A 15,652-nucleotide genomic window follows, 5' to 3' on the forward strand; every position below is an offset into this window, starting at 1 on the left:
GCTACATATTAACGCTTAAGTCGCCGCTGGATGGGGCGTCCGGCAACAGGCGCGCGGCGCTGTCCAAGGTGCCGCGCGCCCAGAACACCGGCGGCTGCGCGGTCGCGTGGCGGACGTACTGGAGGAACTGCGCGCGCGGTATGGGGCGAGCGCCCAGGCTGGCCAGATGCTGTGTCTGCTGTTGGCAATCAATGCGCTCGACGCCTTGCGCCGCCAGATAGCGCACCAGATAGGCCAGGGCGATTTTCGACGCGTTGGGCGCACGGGTGAACATGGATTCGCCGAAGAACATGCGGCCCAGGCTGATGCCGTAGAGGCCGCCGGCCAGTTCGCCGTCAACCCAGGTTTCAATGCTGTGCACATAGCCCGCCCGGTGCCAGTCCGCATAGGCCTGCTGCATGGCGCTGGTGATCCAGGTGCCCGGCTGCCCCGCGCGGGGGGCGGCGCATTGCGCCATGACGTCCGTGAAAGCGGTATCCACGCGCACCTGCACGCGCGGTTGCGCGTCATGTTCCTGGCTGGCGATTTGCCGCAGCAGCTTGCGCAGTGAATGGGACGGTGCAAAGTCCTTGGTGGCCAGCACCATGCGCGGGTCCGGACTCCACCACAGCACGGGCTCGCCTTCCGAATACCAAGGAAAGATGCCGTTGGAATAGGCTTGTATCAGGCGGTCAGGGGACAGGTCGGCACCGGCCGCGAGCAGGCCGTCCGGTTCCGTCAGCGCAAATTCCGCGGGCGGAAACGGAGTGTCGACGGCAAGCCAGGGGAGCTTCAACGGTGCGATTCTAGGGTGTAGTGATGGGGAACGAACGCGCCTTGCTTGCGGTCGTCGAAGTAATGACGCAACGTGCTTGCAACGGTGCGAAATGCCAGGTCATCCCAGGGAATGTCCGCTTCATCGTACCAGCGGGCTTCCAGGCTTTCCAGGCCGGGATCCAGCTCGGGGCCCAGCGCCTGGGCGAGATAAAACACATGCACCTGGTCGATCTGCGGCAGGTCGATCATGGTGTAGAGATCGCCCAGACGGATACGCGCGCCGGATTCCTCAAGGGTTTCGCGGGCCGCGCCCTGCGCCGTGCTTTCGCCCAGCTCCATGAAGCCGGCGGGTAGCGTCCAGGTGTTGTAGCGCGGTTCGATCGCGCGGCGGCACAGCAGCACGCGGTTTTCCCAGACGGGAACCGTGCCGACCACCAATCGCGGATTCTGGTAGTGGATGGCGCCGCAGTGATCGCAGATGTCGCGTTCACGGTTGTCGCCTTCCGGCACCCGGCGGTTGACGGGCGTGCCGCACTGGCTGCAAAAAAGCGAACGGCGGGGGGCGGGGAAGTATTCGATGGGCGATTTGGCAGTCATGGGGTTGATTCTAACGGCTGCGGCGAGGTCCGGCGCGTCCCACGGGAGCGGCCGGGGCGCCGCCACCGAAGCGCTCTTCCAGGTGCTCGACGAACGACCTCACCTTGGGCGACAGGAACCGGCGGTGGGGGTAGATGGCGTACATGGAAATCGGGGTGTGGGCGTAGTCGGCAAGCAAGGCCACCAGCCGGCCCGCGCGGATATCGTCGCCGACCAGGAATTCGGGTTGCAGAATAATGCCGTGGCCGGCCAGTGCGGCGGTGCGCAGCACGTCGCCGTTATTGGCCCGTAGCGCGGCAGTGACGCGCACCAGATGCGTGACCCCGTCTTTCTCGAAATGCCATTCATTGCCGGTGCTGGCGTAGGCATAGTGCAAGCAGCGGTGCTGCTTCAGGTCTTCCGGTGTCTTGGGCGTGCCGTGGCGCTTCAGATAGGCAGGGGCGGCGCACACCCGCAATTGCTGCGGCGCCAGGGGGCGCGCCACCAACGACGAGTCCTGCAGCGGCCCGATACGCACGGCCACGTCGTACCCATCTTCCACCAGGTCCACCACACGGTCATTCAGGTCCAGGTCGATGACAACGTCGGGATAGCGTTGCAGATACTCAGCAATGGCGGGCCCCAGGTGCAGAATGCCGAACGACACCGGCGCACTGACCCGCAGGCGGCCGCTGGGGCGCTGGCCCTCGGCCTGTAGCGACAGCTCCAGATCGGCCACTTCGGCCAAGATGGGGCGCACCCGCTCGTAGAACGCCCGCCCGGCGTCCGTCATGCTGAGTTTGCGCGTGGTGCGGTTCAGCAGGCGCACCCCGTACTTTTGCTCCAGATAGGCAATCTGCCGCGTCACCACGGAGCGCGCCTGGCCCATCTTGTCGGCCGCCGCCGCGAAAGAACCTAATTCAACGACCTTGGCGTAGGTCTGCATCGCGGTGTGTGTATCCAAGATTGTTTCCTAACGGGGAACAATAATTTGCAATTCTGCAGGTTTATCTTTGTTTTTGGAATCGCAAGAATAGCGCCCTTGAAAGGATCTCCCGTGTTGGGCGATTCCCCAACCGCAGAAGGAAACCGCAATGATCGATACCCGTACCGCACCCTATGCCGCGCTGCTGCTGCGCGTGGCGCTTGGTGTCATGTTCCTGGCCCACGGCCTGACCAAGCTGCTGGTGTTCACGCTGCCCGGCACCGCGCAGTTCTTCGCCAAGATCGGGTTCGCCGGCTGGCTGGCCTATCCCGTCACGTTCTTCGAAGTGGGCGCTGGCGTGCTGTTGATTTTGGGCATCGTGCCGCGCTGGGTGGCGGCGATCGCGGTGGTGCAGTTGTTCGTGGCGTCCACCGTGCACTTTGGCAACGGCTGGGGCTTCGGCAATGCTGGCGGCGGTTGGGAATACCCGATCTTCCTGACCGTTGCAGCCGCCGTGCTGGTGCTGCTGGGTGATGGCAAGTTCGCTTTGGTCAAGAGCGGGCGCGGCTGACAGAACCCGCGCAGTTGAGTATCAACCCGCCGGATTGGGATCGAACCCCAGGCTTCGCGCCACGTCCCGCCGCGTGATCGCGCGCAGTGGCGCGGCAGCGTAAACGCCAGGCCAGGACACCAAGATCGTTGTGTCCGGCGAAAGATCGGCCAAGGCCTCCAGCAGGGGGGCGCCATCCTGGGTCGATAGTTTTTCCAGCACCGCGGGCAGGTCGCGGTCCAGCAGCAACCCCGCACCTGCCTGGGTGACCGCATACAACTGGCCAGCATCATCCAGCCACCAACTATTGATGGCGTTTACGGTTACTTCCGTGTGCGTCAGCAGGCGCCCGTTATCGTCGCTCAGGCGAAGCACGAACGGCGCACCATCCAGACGCACGAAGACCCGCTGCGGCCCGTTCTGGAAATACCAGCGGCCAGCGTCGTCATGTTCATAGTTGCGGTTGATGAACTCCAGGATCTGCGCATTGGTAATGGATTCACCCGCGCCGCCTTGCCCGGCCTGGCCTTGCGGATGCAGGCGCCAGCGGCCGCGTCCGTCCAGTGACAGCCAGCCGTATACCGCCGGCACGTTGGGCCAGCGAGCAAGTGCGTCCTTTACCGATTGATCCATGTTCAGGGCCGAATGATGATGGAAGGCGGTGTGATGACAATGGCGGGGGCCGCCATCGGCACGACAACCTGAGGCTGTGCATAGTACCCGTGCCGATAATCATCGCGGCACTTGCGCTTTTCCTGGTATTCGCCGTTGCGCTTCCATTTGCGCTCGACCTTGCACGCGCCGTCCCAGTATTTTTCCTTGTACTCGCGTCCGTGGCGATGGTGATGGCGGTCGTTGTCGGCCTCGGCCGCAATCGGCGCAAGCGACAGCAATGCCGCGGTCGACAAGGCAAGCATGGGGGAGCAGGCGCGGGAATTCAGAGTGCGGTGCATAGCGTCGACGTGAGTGGAAAACGGCGTCACCTTAGCAATCATTCGATTGTCCGCGCGTAGGGATGCGTAACGAGTTGCGAGATACCGGGTGCAAGAGGGGCTCGACTGTACCGCGCCAGTCGAGCCTGGCTTACACCGTTGCCACGGGAGTGACCGGAGACCCGACAGCGCCCGGAAGATTCAAGGGGGGCGCGGTCAGCAGGAAGCGGTTGCGGCCGTTGGCCTCCAGCCAGCGCGCCAGCTTGCCCAGATACCACATCTCGCCGATTGGCATTCCCAACTTGAAGATGCAGTGGTGGTGCAGCGGCAGGGCCGCGCAGCAGGCATTGGGCTTTTGCGTCGGATAGATCTCGAGCGCGTGGTTGTCGGAGGCCATGGCGGACACCTTCGAATCTGTTATCCACTGCAGCAGCTTTTCATCGCTGCCATCCAGGCCGGCGCAGATCTCGTGCAGGGTATGTGCATCGGGTTCGCGACGTCCTTCAAGCAAGGCGTCCCCGAACTCGGTGTGAAACAAGACGATATCGCCTTGTTCGATTTCGATCCGGTCCGCATCAAGAATGCGCATCAAATCGTCGTAGCCCACCGACTTCTGAGCGCGCCCGTAGTGCTTGGCCAGATCCACCATCACGCCTCGGCTCTGCACGCATGATTCCGCCAGCTGGGTGATGTCCAATTTCTTGGCGTTGGACGCCGTTCCCAGGCCAAGATCCGTCTTTGCGAAGCCGTTGGTCTCGTCGTAATCCACGGGGCTGACCACATGGTCATTGGGCCGATAGCCGTTGTAGTAGACACGCTCAGGCAGGCCATCGCCATTCGCATCGAACAGCGCGCCCACGTGCGCCAACGAATCCCATTGAGTCGAATATTGCAGGCTCATCTCGACGATGTCGTCGCTCAGCACGTCCACGCAACCGGGGCGCAAGCGACCCAGCGGGAAGTTCATGTATTGGTCGCCGTCGCGTTCGGTGGGTCGCAGCTTGGGCGGGTGACGTCGGACATTCACGCCATTGCCGCCCGGATAGTCCAAAGGCAGGGACAGGCAGAAGCTCAGGCCCAGGCGAACTTCCTCGATGCCCTTCAGCACGTTCGCTGGGGTGATGTAATTCAGGCAGCCACGCTGATCGTCAGGGCCGAAGTCCCCCCAGTTCGATCCTTCGGGACGGTTTTTCCATCTCATGTGTCGCAACTCCTTGGCGTTGAAAGCGGATTGACATTAATTTATCACGTAGAGGATAATAAAATCATGGATGTGAAAACAGCGGGTAGAGTTCTGGACGTGCTGAGCCTGTTTGCCGAGGAACAGAAGCCGCTGCTGTACAGCGAAATCGCCGCGCAAATGGAGATACCGCTGTCCAGTTGTCATGGGCTGCTCAAAACGATGGTGGCTCGCGGATATCTCTATGAAATCGGCAAGAAGCATGGGTACTACCCCAGCCAGAAACTGATCCATGTCGCTACGCTTATTTGCCGTAGCGACCCTTTGAACGCCGTGTTCGAGCCCGTGCTGGAGCGGGTGCGCGACCTGACCGGAGAGACGGCCCTGCTGGCCAAGCTGGCGGATGACAAGGTGGTGTACTTGATCGTGGCCGAATCCAAGCAGACGATCCGGTTCTCGCATCAGCCCGGTGGGTTCAAGGCGGCGCACGCGACCAGTTCGGGCAAGGCGCTGCTGTCCATGCTGTCTGCCGAGGAGCGCCAGAAGTGGTTCAAGGCCTACGGCCGCTTCGTCTCCTACACCGACAGCACTATCACTTCCCGCGACGAATTTGATCGCGACCTGCAAGCAGGGGTGGTCCGTGGCTGGCAGCGTTCGGTAGGTGAGAACGTTGAAGACGTGATGTCCGTATCCCTCGGGTTTCGAGCATATGAACAACCTTTTGCCATTGTGGTGGCCGGCCCTCTGGGGCGCATGCTGAAGAACGAAGCCACCACTGGAAAACAACTGGAAGAGGTCAAGGCGCTGCTGCACGCGGCGCTGCCCTCGGCCAGCCTAACCTTCGACGGAGAAGACAGTAGATGAACAAACGCAACTTCCTTATCGCGACATGCTCGATGCTTGCCGCTGTATTGCCGATCGCCGGCGCTCAGGCGCAGGGCAACTATCCAGACAAGCCGATCCGCGTGATCATGCCCTGGGCGGCGGGTGGCCCGACCGATGTGGTGGGTCGCGTAGTCGCGGTGCAAATGGGAGAGATCCTGGGGCAGCCCTTGGTCATCGAGACCCGTGCCGGCGCCAGTGGCACGATCGGCGCGGCCCAGGTGGCCAAGGCGCCCGCTGACGGTTACACGGTACTGATGAATCCGTCCGTGCAGGGTATTTACCCTGCCCAGTTCAAGAGTCTGAGCTTTGATCCGATCAAGGATTTTCGGATGGTTGGGGTGTTGGGCACGGTGCCGATGGTGGCCGTCGTCGCACCGACATCCCCGTTTAAAACGTTCTCCGACCTTATCCAGCGCGCGGGTTCCGAACCGGGAAAATTGACCTTCGCCTCGCCTGGCGTCGCTACCTTGCCGCACCTGGTCGGAGAGCTGATCAACATTTCAACCAAGGCATCAATCGCGCATGTGGGGTACCGGGGAAGCAGCCCTGCGTTGACGGATGTTGCCGGTGGCCACGTCGACTTGATGTACGCGCCCCTGGCGCCGGCCCTTCCGCTGATTCAGAGCGGTAAGCTCATCCCGCTGGCTGTCACGACCAAAACGCGATTGGCCGAACTGCCGGACGTGCCGACGATTGCCGAAACCGTCCTGCCCGATTTCGATATCGTGACCTGGTACGGCATGTGGGTGCCCAAGGATACGCCCGAGCCCATCGTCGCGACCTTGAACAAGGCGATGGTCGAGGCGTCGAAATCGGCCAAGGTGGTCGAGGCACTGAAATCGCAGGGCACCCTTCCCAGCACAATGAGCTACCAGCAAGCCGAAGCCTTCAACCTGTCGGAAAGCGCTCGTTGGATCAAAGTCATGAAGGATGCCAATATTCAACCCGAGTAGAACTCGACTGAATTGGGTAGTCCGCAGAAAACAAAAAGGCTCGCATCGCTGCGAGCCTTAAAGATACTGGAGGCGCAAGCCGGAATCGAACCGACGTACACGGATTTGCAATCCGCTGCATAACCACTCTGCCATTGCGCCAGCACTTGCAAGAAAAAAGGAAGCGCGGTGTTGGCCGATGCTTCCTTCTTGTATTTGGAGCGGGAAACGAGACGTGTACTAGGACAGTAAGTCGTTGTTTCCCAAACACTTTCTTCGTTGGACTGGCCAGCGAAGACCTCAATTGTAGCCTTGTTTTTCGTCCTCGGCAACAAATTCGTCCAAAGAGTTCCACAGACGTCCAAAGAGCTGCACTCAGTACACCAGACCCACGATCGGTACATCGTCGTAGGCGACTGCCTCGAACTCATCATCCACGCCCGGTTGTCTGCCCCGCATCCATCATCGTGAAGACGATCAGGCAGATGGTTCTGGTGATGGCACAGGTCGGATGCTGGGAACGCCTGCACCACAACTCACAAGGACCTTCTGCTCAAGCTCCTTTGAAAGAACGCGCACGCTGGCCACCGCGTTTCCGCACACGATTCTTTGTCGATATATCAGGATGACGGGGCAAGCATGACAGACGCGGGTTTGCTGCGTCCGGCTGGACATTCGACGACGATTGCGGCCCCTTAACGCCTCCTGAGACCGCTGGCATATCAGGTCATACCTAGACGGTTTTGCAGAAACCGTAACTTCTCACGACCCTGATAGCGTGAGCGTCACTGTCGAGCCTACGTCCCGATGCTCGACCTTCTAATCGATGAATTTTTGCACATCGAGCACACGACGACTACCAGTTGCGCGAACTGGTGAGCAGTATTCAAACCACATGACGAAGCGGCCTTCGGTGCCCACTTCCTGCACAGACGACAGGCCGACCATGAGGTCGGTGACAAAGGAGTCGGTCATGTAGTTCTTCTCCTGGAAGGAGACGGAGCATGCACGAGAACAAGAATGATGCACCAACATCAAAGGTGTTCTATCGCCCGATCGAAGCGTCCATCCGCTGGGCCGGGCTGCTGCGATACGAGCAGGTGATCCTGGCTTCGATTTCGTCGCCAAGGCGCCTGCCGCAGTCGTTGGACTGCCCACGTTGCGCCGAGCTGAGACTTTGCACCGAACGTATCTTCGACGGCATCCTCAATGGAGAACTGCCCTTCGGGCAGAACGGCATCACGACGCGCGATTCCACGCTGATCGACTCCCCTGATCTGACGGTGCGCCACGTCGATCTGAAGCGCTGGATGCGCCAACACTATCCCGAGCAACGACCGGGCTTCCTCTTCTCCCGAAGCGAGCGCATCACCCATCCCTTCATCTCGCTGGAAACTGGGCAGGCGATGCTAGTCGAGCGCCTGGCCCTGAAATCCACCTTGGACCAGTACAAACGCCAACTGCATGAGTTGCAGGAAAAGCACGGGGCGCTTCTCAAGCAGATGGCGCCCTCTGCTGGCGCACAGTGCCTGATCAGTGATCGCGCCGAAGCCACCTACCTGAACATTATCGGCAGCATGCTGGACCTGATGCTCGGCCAGTCGCCTTCGGGCGTGCCGTACTCCAGCTTCAAGACGCAGGAGGCGGTGGTCAGTGCATTGGTCGCCCATCACAGCGGCGCCATGGGGATCGCGGAGCGGACGCTAAACGGCAAGTTCGCCACGGCCAGACGCCGGCTGCGTAGCGCGACAGTCTGAGGTTTTCCATCTTGTATGTGCAATCGCGGAGATTGCATTTGCAATGTCTTTTCCCATCCATGTCTATTGAATGGAGGTCACGCCAACAAACGCCACTGAGCGTTCAGGAGTGACCGCCATGTCGCAAACACCTGCACTGCCCGCAAGCGAGCGCCGCATCCTGCGGCTTGATGAAGTCGAAACCAAGTCCGGTTTCAAACGCGCCCACATCTACAACCTGATGCGCAAAGGCTTGTTCCCGAAGGCGCTGCGCCTGGGCGTGCGCGCGGTCGGCTGGGACTCCATCGAGATCGATCAGTGGATCGCCGAGCGCGTCAACAACCGGGCCTGACCCGTTCTCCAGCGGACTTCCCATCCTCACACGGAGAACGCCATGCAGGTCGTATCCATCATTTCAACAAAAGGTGGCGTCGGCAAGACCACCACGGCCGCGAACCTCGGCGGGCTTGCCGCCGACGCGGGGCTGCGTGTGCTACTGCTCGACCTCGACGTGCAGCCCACCTTGTCCTCGTACTACGAGCTAGGTCACCGCGCACCTGGTGGCATCTACGAGTTGCTGGCCTTCAACGAGCGCGACCTCGGGCTGCTTGTGTCCCGCACGATCGTCGCGGGCCTGGACTTGGTGCTCTCCAACGACCACCGAGGCGAGCTGAACACCTTGCTGCTGCACGCGCCGGATGGCCGCCTGCGGTTGCGCCATCTCTTGCCGGTCCTGGCGCCTCTCTATGACCTGGTACTGATCGACACCCAAGGCGCGCGATCGGTGCTGCTGGAGATGGCGGTACTCGCCTCCAACCTCGCGCTGTCGCCCGTGACCCCGGAAATCCTCGCGGCGCGCGAGCTGCGGCGCGGCACCATGCAGTTGCTCGAAGACATTGCGCCCTACCGGCACCTGGGCATCGAGCCTCCACCTCTGCATCTGCTCATCAATCGCGTCCACCCTGTGTCAGCCAATGCACGGCTGATCCAGCAGGCCCTGCGCGATCTTTTCCAGGACCATGCCGGCATCCGCGTGCTGGCCACCGACGTGCCGGCCATCGAGGCGTATCCGCGTGCAGCTACGCGCGGATTGCCAGTGCATCGGGTCGAATACCGCCAGCCGCCGGGCAGAGTCGCCCCCGCCGCGCTCGACACCATGCGCGGCCTCGCAGACGAACTATTTCCGCAATGGCGGCACCGATTTGCCATGGTGTCCGGCCGTCCGCCACACCCTCTTGATGCCGGGAGGTTCCATGGCGAACGCACATGAGCTTGCCCGAGGCCACAAGCGGCTTCGCGCCCTGATCGAGTTCGCGGTTGGCGAAGGTTGGCACGTCAAACGCACGCCTGGCGGCCACCTCAAGTTCACCAAGCCTGGCTGCGCCGCGATCTACACCAGCTCGACGGCCAGTGACCACCGGGCGACCCTGAATGCCCGTGCGCAAATCCGCCGCGCCGAGCGCGAGGCCCGATACCAAGCGCAGGGAGGCGGCCATGGCTGAGATCACCTCCCAGCAGATGGCTGGCAAGCTGCTCGCGGCCGGGTTCGAGCGCAGCGGCCCGTCAGCCTCGACCTTGAGCGACCCGATCGCCGACACACCCATGGTCGTGACCCTAGATCAGTTGCGCCCCTACGACCACGATCCCAGGAAAAAACGCAACCCGGCCTACGAGGAAATCAAGGCGTCCATCCGCGAGCGCGGTCTGGACGCGGCGCCGGCCATCACTCGCCGACCAGGTGAGGACCACTACATCATCCGCAACGGCGGAAATACGCGGCTGGCGATCCTGCGCGAACTATGGTCAGAGACCAAGGACGAGCGGTTTTTCCGTATATCGTGCCTGTTCCGGCCGTGGCCCAGCCGCGGCGAAGTCGTCATGCTGACCGGCCACCTGGCCGAGAATGAATTACGCGGGGGCCTCACGTTCATCGAGCGCGCCCTCGGCGTCGAGAAGGCACGCGAGTTCTACGAGCAAGAAAGCGGCACTACCTTGAGCCAGTCCGAGCTGGCCCGCCGCCTCGCTGCCGATGGCTTCCCGGTACAACAGTCGCACATCAGCCGCATGAACGACGCGGTGCAGTATCTCCTGCCCGCGATCCCCACCGTGCTCTATGGCGGCCTCGGTCGCCATCAGGTCGAACGCCTGTCGGTCATGCGCAAAGCCTGCATGCTCGCGTGGGAGCGCTACGCCAAGGGCCGCTCCCTGGTTCAGGACTTCGACGAATTTTTCCAGGAAGCGCTGTCGCAATTCGACGTCCAGGCCGACGAGTTCTCCGCGCAGCGCGTACAGGACGAGCTGATCGGCCAGATGGCCGAGTTGCTGGGTGTCAATTACGACGTGCTCGCCCTGGACATGACCGAATCCGAAAGCCGGCAGCGCGCCTTGATCAGCGACCCAACGCCGCCCTCGACGCCGCCTGCGTTGCCGGAGCCGGAGTCGGAAACCATCGCGCGCCCAACTGCCAACACCGCGCCACCCACCGCAGGGGCTGCATCGGCAGCGCCGCCTGCAGGCCGACCTGCGCGCGAGAGCGACACGGATACCAGTCAGGCGGGTCCGGCCAGCCCTGCGGCGGGGAGCGATCTGCTTCGGGAGCACATCGTTTCGCCGGCACCGACGACCGAACGGCTCCAGTCCATCCAGCGCATGGTCGCCGATCAGTTGGGCGATGCGCTGCCTCCCGACTTCTCGGCGAGCGTCTTGCAGTCCATCCCCGTGCAGGCTGGCGGGCTCTATCCGATCTCCGATGTCTGGTACATCGATCCCGGCTTGGATACTGCCGAGCGCTTGCGCATCCACATCGCACAGTTCGCCCGCGAAATCGCGAGCGAGGCAGACCTGGACGAGTGCATTGATGACCGTGCAGAGGGTATCGGTTTCGCCTGCCGGGCCCGCACCCAAAGTCCGGCGCCGCTGGGCCGTTCCGTCCTCGCATTGTTGGCGTGCCTGGCCGGTCAGCGGCCCGCCGACGTCGGTCTGCACGACGGGCAAATCGTCATCGACCTGCCGGCATTGCTGCACGGCCAGGGTGATGCGGCCCAGCGATTGAGCGACACCGCGCTGGTCAAGCTGTTCCGGCTGCTGCGGCTGGCCCGGCGCCTGCTCGATCTTGAAGCCGGCGCTGCGGACCTTGGAACGTGAGCGAGGGAGGCCAGCATGTCCGCACCACACCCACTCAACCAGGCCGTCATCGCGCAGGCCCTCTATGACCTGCGCAATGGGCAACTGCGCCGGTGCAAACTGATGGGGTTTGGTGAGGAAGAACTGGACGCCCTCAAGCATCCCGCGCTGATCAGCGTGCTCGCCAACGCCAACGTCTCCTGGTGCTCGGTGACGGTCAACCGCGAAGTGCTCCGGCGACTACTCAAGCAGGCGCAGGACGTGGAGAAGGAAATCGCCACGGTCGATCGCATGCTCAGGCTGGGTGCGAGCACCGAGATGGTCAGTCGGTTCTATGGCCTGACCCACCAAGAGGTGGCGCTTCGCCGCGAAATCCTCGGCCTGCCCAAGCGCAAGGGCCGCCACCCCGTGCTGGACGAGAAACAGGACACGGATCTGTGGCGGCAATGGAAGGCCGTGACCGGCAGCAGGAATGTCGATCTCGAAGACGAAACCTCCATTCTCGACGCCGCCATGGACTTGGCCGAAGGCATGTCGCTGCCTCTGTCGGTGGTCTGGGCCTCGATCAAGAGCTGGGTCGATCAAGGATTGGGTTGAGCCATGGCCGTGGACGACACCGCACCACGCCGTGGCCCCGTCGCACTCGCGGACCTGTTCGACGCCGCCTTGAAAGACCTCGTGCCCAAGCCCAGTGCGCCAGCACCTATGCCTGCGCCGACGCCCGCCACGTCCGGCGATGCCTTCCTCTTCAGCGGCAACCGGCATGAGACCGTGCCGCGGCGACTGTTCCTCGACCGTCGCCTTACGCCGCTGGAGCGCAACGCCTGGCAGGTGTTCCGGCTGATGCTCAACGACGATGGCGTGACAGCCTTCCCGACGTATGAGCAGCTTCGACCCTGGCTGGCATCGATGCCCTGCGCCGGGCAGGCCTCGCATGAAACCGTGGCCCGAGCGTTGACGCTGTTGCGCCTCACCCGATGGTTGAGCCTGGTGCGGCGACGGCGTGACCCCAAGACCGGCCGCATCCTCGGCAACCTCTACGTTCTGCACGATGAACCGCTGACGCCCTTCGAGGCCATGCAGCTCGACGCCGACTACCTGGCACTGGTCAGCCAGTCCCTCGGCCATTCGGCCAAGGCCGTCCAGATGGTCGGCCTGAACACCCTTAAGGAGATCGCGGAAGATCCGCTGCTCTCCGGGCGCACATTGCCGTCGCGGCTGCAGGTTCTGGCAGAACGCCTCGCCAGCCAAGGCATCACGGCCGCCGCAAGTTATCCACAGGAGGACGCCGCCCACGATTCCGAAGAAGGAGTATCGAGCCTTCTTCGGAATGCGGATGACCCATCTTCGGAATCCGAAGCAGGGGCGAAACCCGTGCCAAACGCCTCTCTTCGGAATCCGAAGCAGGCCCGTACAGTACGTAGTAGTCGTATTAATGAAGTACGTACTACCGCGCAGGCGCGCGCGCTGGGCGATCTGCAATGGCCCAAGCGCTTCACGGAACTGAAGGCAGAGCAGCAGACAGGTGCCAGGGTGGCATTGCAGCAGGTTGATGCCGCGCTGAGACAGGCCGTGCTGGACGAATGGGCCACACGATGCAGCAGTCATGGCATACGCAATCCTGCGGGGTATCTGTTCGGCATCATCCAGCGCGCCATCCATGGCGAGTTCAATGCCTGGGCCAAGAAAGACGCGCCATCGGCATCCGTCCCACCAAACGAGCGACCACCACCAGCACCGCCACCTCAGCCGCAGGGTAAGCCAGTGCCGCCAGAAGTCGCCAAGCAGCACATCGAGCGGCTACGCAATCTGCTCGCCAGCAAATGAGTCGGCATGCCAGGCGGTGAAACTAGATGCCCATGGCCGCCAGTAGAGCTATCCCCTGGGGATAGTTCCGCTGCTGGGCACAACGCCAAGCTGTCGCAGGCCTGGGATCGACCATCTGCCGCAGCATCGGCGTTGTCCCCCCTGATCTCGGCGTGCAGCGTTCGTTAGCGCTCCATGGAGCTATCCCCTGGGGATAGCTCGCGCCGCATGCAACCGCCACGCCCTAAACCGGGGCCCGCCGGGATTCGGATTCTTGACTGACTGCCTTCCGCTTCCTGTCGAAGCTGGCCGCTCCTTTTCCAACAACGAGCAGACACCATGGCAACCAATGAACCTCTGCAACTGAATCTCGGCTCCCTGCGCAGTGCGATGTCGCTGACCCTGCACACCCATCACGCTTCCCGCATCTGGCATGGCCGCGCCGCCGCCGAGGGGCGACCGGGCATCGTCGGCCTGAATGGCTATATCGCTCAGATGAACAAGATGCGGCGGGGCTCAGAACAAGACGATCCGTACTCGGACTGGTGGATGCTGCGCATCGAGGACAAGCTCGACCACACCAAGGTCACGCTGCAATCGCTGCGCGAGCAGGTGGACCAGGCGCTGGCGAGTGTGCCGCCGGCGCTCAGCCTGGGCGAAAACCTCAACGTGCAGCCGGTCAAGCTCCCGCTCTTCGTCAACGCGCAGCTCGGCTTTGCCGCGGTCTATCTCCTGGCCGACTACGACGACATCGCCCGCAAGCTGATCCTCGCCCATCACACCGCGCTCATTGACCGCAGCACCTTGGAACGCTGGCTCAACGAGGGCGCACATTCATTGCGCAGCCTGTTCTCGCTGGCCCAGCAGTATCGCTATTCGGGCTGCACACGCGATGACTTCGCGTCGAAGAATGCCGCAGCGCGGGCAGCGCTGGAGAAGTATGGCGAACTGCCGCAGGACGTGCTGGAAGGCACGCGCCGGTCGAAGTTTGCGCCGCCCATCGTGCGCCGTGGCCTGAAGCAGCGCGGCGACGGTCCTGCCGAAGCATCACTGCTCGGCGATGAAACCACCACCGCAGAGTCGCCCGAAGCCGCAGCCGGCGAGGACGAGCCGGCATGAGCGATCCGAACCCACCGACCCGCTACTTCCGAGGCCTGCAACAGGGTGCCTTCATGCGGCTGGAACACGCGGCCTATCTAAAAGGCCTTTTAAAGCCTTTTAAGGGTAAAGGGGACTTCGAGGCCTGGGCCAGCCAGTGCTTCGCCATGCGCGACGAGTTGATTGCCCTGGCACAGCGACAGGTACTGGAGCAGGCATGCGGGCACCCCTTCCACCTGCTGCCCATCGAACTGGCCCAACAGACCACTGGCGCAGGAACCGTCTTCTTGCGCTGGCGCAGACACGACAGGTCGGCCATGGGCGTGGCGCTGTGGCGGGAGCTGGTCGCCAGCAGCAGCACACCCGTCAACCTGCTGGCCGACCTGCACGCGATCGAGCTGCAGCGCATCACGTTGAACATGCAGATCAGCCTGCTGCACACCTTGGGCAGGCAGGCGCAGGAATGCGCCAGCAAGGCGGCCGAGGCGGACGACGCCTACCTGCGCCGGCTCACGCCCATTCCCGCCGCAATGCGCGATCGGTGATTGCGCCGGGCACCCAGCACGCTCCCGGCGCCGACGAGGCACGGGTATTTCAACCACCACGGAGATCACATCATGAGCACGCATTTTTCCGGCGAAGGCAACATCGGTTCGCCACCGGAGTACCGCGAATTCCCCAACGGCAACGACGAACCCAGTCGCCTGCTACGCCTGAACGTCTATTTCGACAACCCTGTGCCGAAGAAGGATGGCACGTTCGAGGACCGGGGCGGCTTCTGGGCGCCGGTGGAAATCTGGCACCGCGACGCCGAGCACTGGAAGGACCTGTACCAGAAAGGCATGCGCGTGCTGGTCGTCGGCCGCATGGAGCGCGAACCCTGGACGGATAACGAGGATCAGCCGCGCGAGACCTGGCAGATCAACGCGCGCAGCGTCGGCATCCTGCCGTACCGCATCGAATCCGTGACCCTCAGCCCGAAGCCGCAAGAGGCAGAGCCCAAGCCCCAGGCCGCGCAGGAACCGGCTGCGCCGAAAGAATCCAAGCGCAGGAAGTGAACCGGCATGGAGGGCGGTCGCACGTCTTCGCCGCCCTCCATGCGCTCGCGAGCTATCCCCAGGGGATAGCTCCACCAACGTCCACCGACTTTCAC

Annotated in this window: 20 protein-coding genes and 1 tRNA gene; 13 read left to right on the forward strand and 8 right to left on the reverse strand. The window is 62.8% G+C overall.

Features of this window, described 5'->3' with window-relative positions; all coding sequences use genetic code 11:
- Position 1 precedes the first annotated feature (1 nt).
- The 3 genes from aat to WBR68_RS00935 are packed head-to-tail and all read right to left on the reverse strand — an operon-like array spanning position 2 to position 2,296.
- The gene (gene aat / locus WBR68_RS00925) at positions 2-775 is read right to left on the reverse strand and encodes a leucyl/phenylalanyl-tRNA--protein transferase (RefSeq protein WP_230693366.1); all 774 of its coding nucleotides are present in this window, start codon (positions 773-775) and stop codon (positions 2-4) included.
- Positions 772-1,353, reverse strand: coding sequence for an NUDIX hydrolase (locus WBR68_RS00930; RefSeq protein WP_230693367.1), 582 nt, complete (start codon positions 1,351-1,353; stop codon positions 772-774). The genes aat and WBR68_RS00930 overlap by 4 nt, the downstream gene beginning before the upstream one ends.
- A gap of 10 nt (positions 1,354-1,363) precedes the next feature.
- Entirely contained in the window at positions 1,364-2,296 is a 933-nt protein-coding gene (locus tag WBR68_RS00935; RefSeq protein WP_050447292.1) for a LysR family transcriptional regulator, read from the reverse strand.
- Between the two features lie 130 nt (positions 2,297-2,426).
- Between WBR68_RS00935 and WBR68_RS00940 the strand changes: the two genes are divergently transcribed.
- Positions 2,427-2,828 (forward strand): DoxX family protein, encoded by a 402-nt coding sequence (locus WBR68_RS00940; protein WP_050447291.1) that lies wholly within the window; start codon positions 2,427-2,429, stop codon positions 2,826-2,828.
- 21 nt (positions 2,829-2,849) lie between these two features.
- On the opposite strand, the gene WBR68_RS00945 is transcribed toward WBR68_RS00940, so the two are convergent.
- The 3 genes from WBR68_RS00945 to WBR68_RS00955 all read right to left on the reverse strand — a co-directional run bounded on the left by WBR68_RS00945 (position 2,850) and on the right by WBR68_RS00955 (position 4,940).
- Positions 2,850-3,440, reverse strand: a complete 591-nt coding sequence (locus WBR68_RS00945; protein WP_050447290.1) for a DUF2946 family protein — start codon at positions 3,438-3,440, stop codon at positions 2,850-2,852.
- 2 nt (positions 3,441-3,442) lie between these two features.
- Positions 3,443-3,802 carry a hypothetical protein gene (locus WBR68_RS00950; RefSeq protein WP_370641163.1) on the reverse strand — a complete coding sequence of 120 codons (360 nt, stop codon included), beginning with the start codon at positions 3,800-3,802 and terminating at the stop codon, positions 3,443-3,445.
- Between the two features lie 88 nt (positions 3,803-3,890).
- The gene (locus WBR68_RS00955) at positions 3,891-4,940 is read right to left on the reverse strand and encodes a cyclase family protein (RefSeq protein ID WP_230693368.1); all 1,050 of its coding nucleotides are present in this window, start codon (positions 4,938-4,940) and stop codon (positions 3,891-3,893) included.
- Positions 4,941-5,006: 66 nt separating this feature from the next.
- Here WBR68_RS00955 and WBR68_RS00960 point away from each other — a divergent pair, with 66 nt between their 5' ends.
- Complete coding sequence (locus WBR68_RS00960; RefSeq protein ID WP_050447287.1) at positions 5,007-5,783, forward strand: IclR family transcriptional regulator; 777 nt, start codon at positions 5,007-5,009, stop codon at positions 5,781-5,783.
- Positions 5,780-6,757: a Bug family tripartite tricarboxylate transporter substrate binding protein gene (locus WBR68_RS00965; RefSeq protein ID WP_050447286.1), complete on the forward strand. Its 978-nt coding sequence runs from the start codon at positions 5,780-5,782 to the stop codon at positions 6,755-6,757. Before WBR68_RS00960 ends, WBR68_RS00965 begins: the two co-directional genes overlap by 4 nt.
- A gap of 67 nt (positions 6,758-6,824) precedes the next feature.
- Here the strand turns inward: WBR68_RS00965 and WBR68_RS00970 are convergent.
- Both WBR68_RS00970 and WBR68_RS00975 read right to left on the reverse strand, forming a co-directional pair.
- Positions 6,825-6,898, reverse strand: a tRNA-Cys gene (locus tag WBR68_RS00970).
- A 657-nt stretch (positions 6,899-7,555) separates the two neighbouring features.
- On the reverse strand, positions 7,556-7,711 hold the full coding sequence (locus tag WBR68_RS00975) for a hypothetical protein (protein WP_019726331.1): 156 nt from the start codon (positions 7,709-7,711) through the stop codon (positions 7,556-7,558).
- Between the two features lie 29 nt (positions 7,712-7,740).
- Between WBR68_RS00975 and WBR68_RS00980 the strand changes: the two genes are divergently transcribed.
- The 10 genes from WBR68_RS00980 to WBR68_RS01025 all read left to right on the forward strand — a co-directional run bounded on the left by WBR68_RS00980 (position 7,741) and on the right by WBR68_RS01025 (position 15,557).
- Positions 7,741-8,493: a hypothetical protein gene (locus WBR68_RS00980; protein WP_019726332.1), complete on the forward strand. Its 753-nt coding sequence runs from the start codon at positions 7,741-7,743 to the stop codon at positions 8,491-8,493.
- Between the two features lie 118 nt (positions 8,494-8,611).
- Positions 8,612-8,824, forward strand: coding sequence for an AlpA family transcriptional regulator (locus WBR68_RS00985; protein ID WP_009459729.1), 213 nt, complete (start codon positions 8,612-8,614; stop codon positions 8,822-8,824).
- A gap of 42 nt (positions 8,825-8,866) precedes the next feature.
- The gene (locus tag WBR68_RS00990) at positions 8,867-9,742 is read left to right on the forward strand and encodes a ParA family protein (RefSeq protein ID WP_009459727.1); all 876 of its coding nucleotides are present in this window, start codon (positions 8,867-8,869) and stop codon (positions 9,740-9,742) included.
- Positions 9,726-9,974 (forward strand): hypothetical protein, encoded by a 249-nt coding sequence (locus WBR68_RS00995; protein ID WP_019726333.1) that lies wholly within the window; start codon positions 9,726-9,728, stop codon positions 9,972-9,974. The genes WBR68_RS00990 and WBR68_RS00995 overlap by 17 nt, the downstream gene beginning before the upstream one ends.
- Positions 9,967-11,616: a ParB family protein gene (locus WBR68_RS01000; protein WP_009459725.1), complete on the forward strand. Its 1,650-nt coding sequence runs from the start codon at positions 9,967-9,969 to the stop codon at positions 11,614-11,616. Before WBR68_RS00995 ends, WBR68_RS01000 begins: the two co-directional genes overlap by 8 nt.
- Before the next feature lie 15 nt (positions 11,617-11,631).
- On the forward strand, positions 11,632-12,192 hold the full coding sequence (locus WBR68_RS01005; protein ID WP_009459723.1) for a DUF2857 domain-containing protein: 561 nt from the start codon (positions 11,632-11,634) through the stop codon (positions 12,190-12,192).
- A gap of 3 nt (positions 12,193-12,195) precedes the next feature.
- Positions 12,196-13,422, forward strand: coding sequence for an STY4528 family pathogenicity island replication protein (locus WBR68_RS01010; protein ID WP_009459721.1), 1,227 nt, complete (start codon positions 12,196-12,198; stop codon positions 13,420-13,422).
- Between the two features lie 318 nt (positions 13,423-13,740).
- Entirely contained in the window at positions 13,741-14,520 is a 780-nt protein-coding gene (locus tag WBR68_RS01015) for a PFL_4669 family integrating conjugative element protein (protein WP_009459719.1), read from the forward strand.
- Positions 14,517-15,044 carry a DUF3158 family protein gene (locus tag WBR68_RS01020; RefSeq protein WP_009459718.1) on the forward strand — a complete coding sequence of 176 codons (528 nt, stop codon included), beginning with the start codon at positions 14,517-14,519 and terminating at the stop codon, positions 15,042-15,044. Before WBR68_RS01015 ends, WBR68_RS01020 begins: the two co-directional genes overlap by 4 nt.
- 72 nt (positions 15,045-15,116) lie before the next feature.
- Entirely contained in the window at positions 15,117-15,557 is a 441-nt protein-coding gene (locus tag WBR68_RS01025) for a single-stranded DNA-binding protein (RefSeq protein WP_019726334.1), read from the forward strand.
- Positions 15,558-15,652 lie beyond the last annotated feature (95 nt).

Origin of the sequence: Achromobacter sp. JD-1 (genome assembly GCF_038594925.1) — a bacterium.
Lineage (GTDB): Bacteria > Pseudomonadota > Gammaproteobacteria > Burkholderiales > Burkholderiaceae_B > Achromobacter > Achromobacter spanius_C.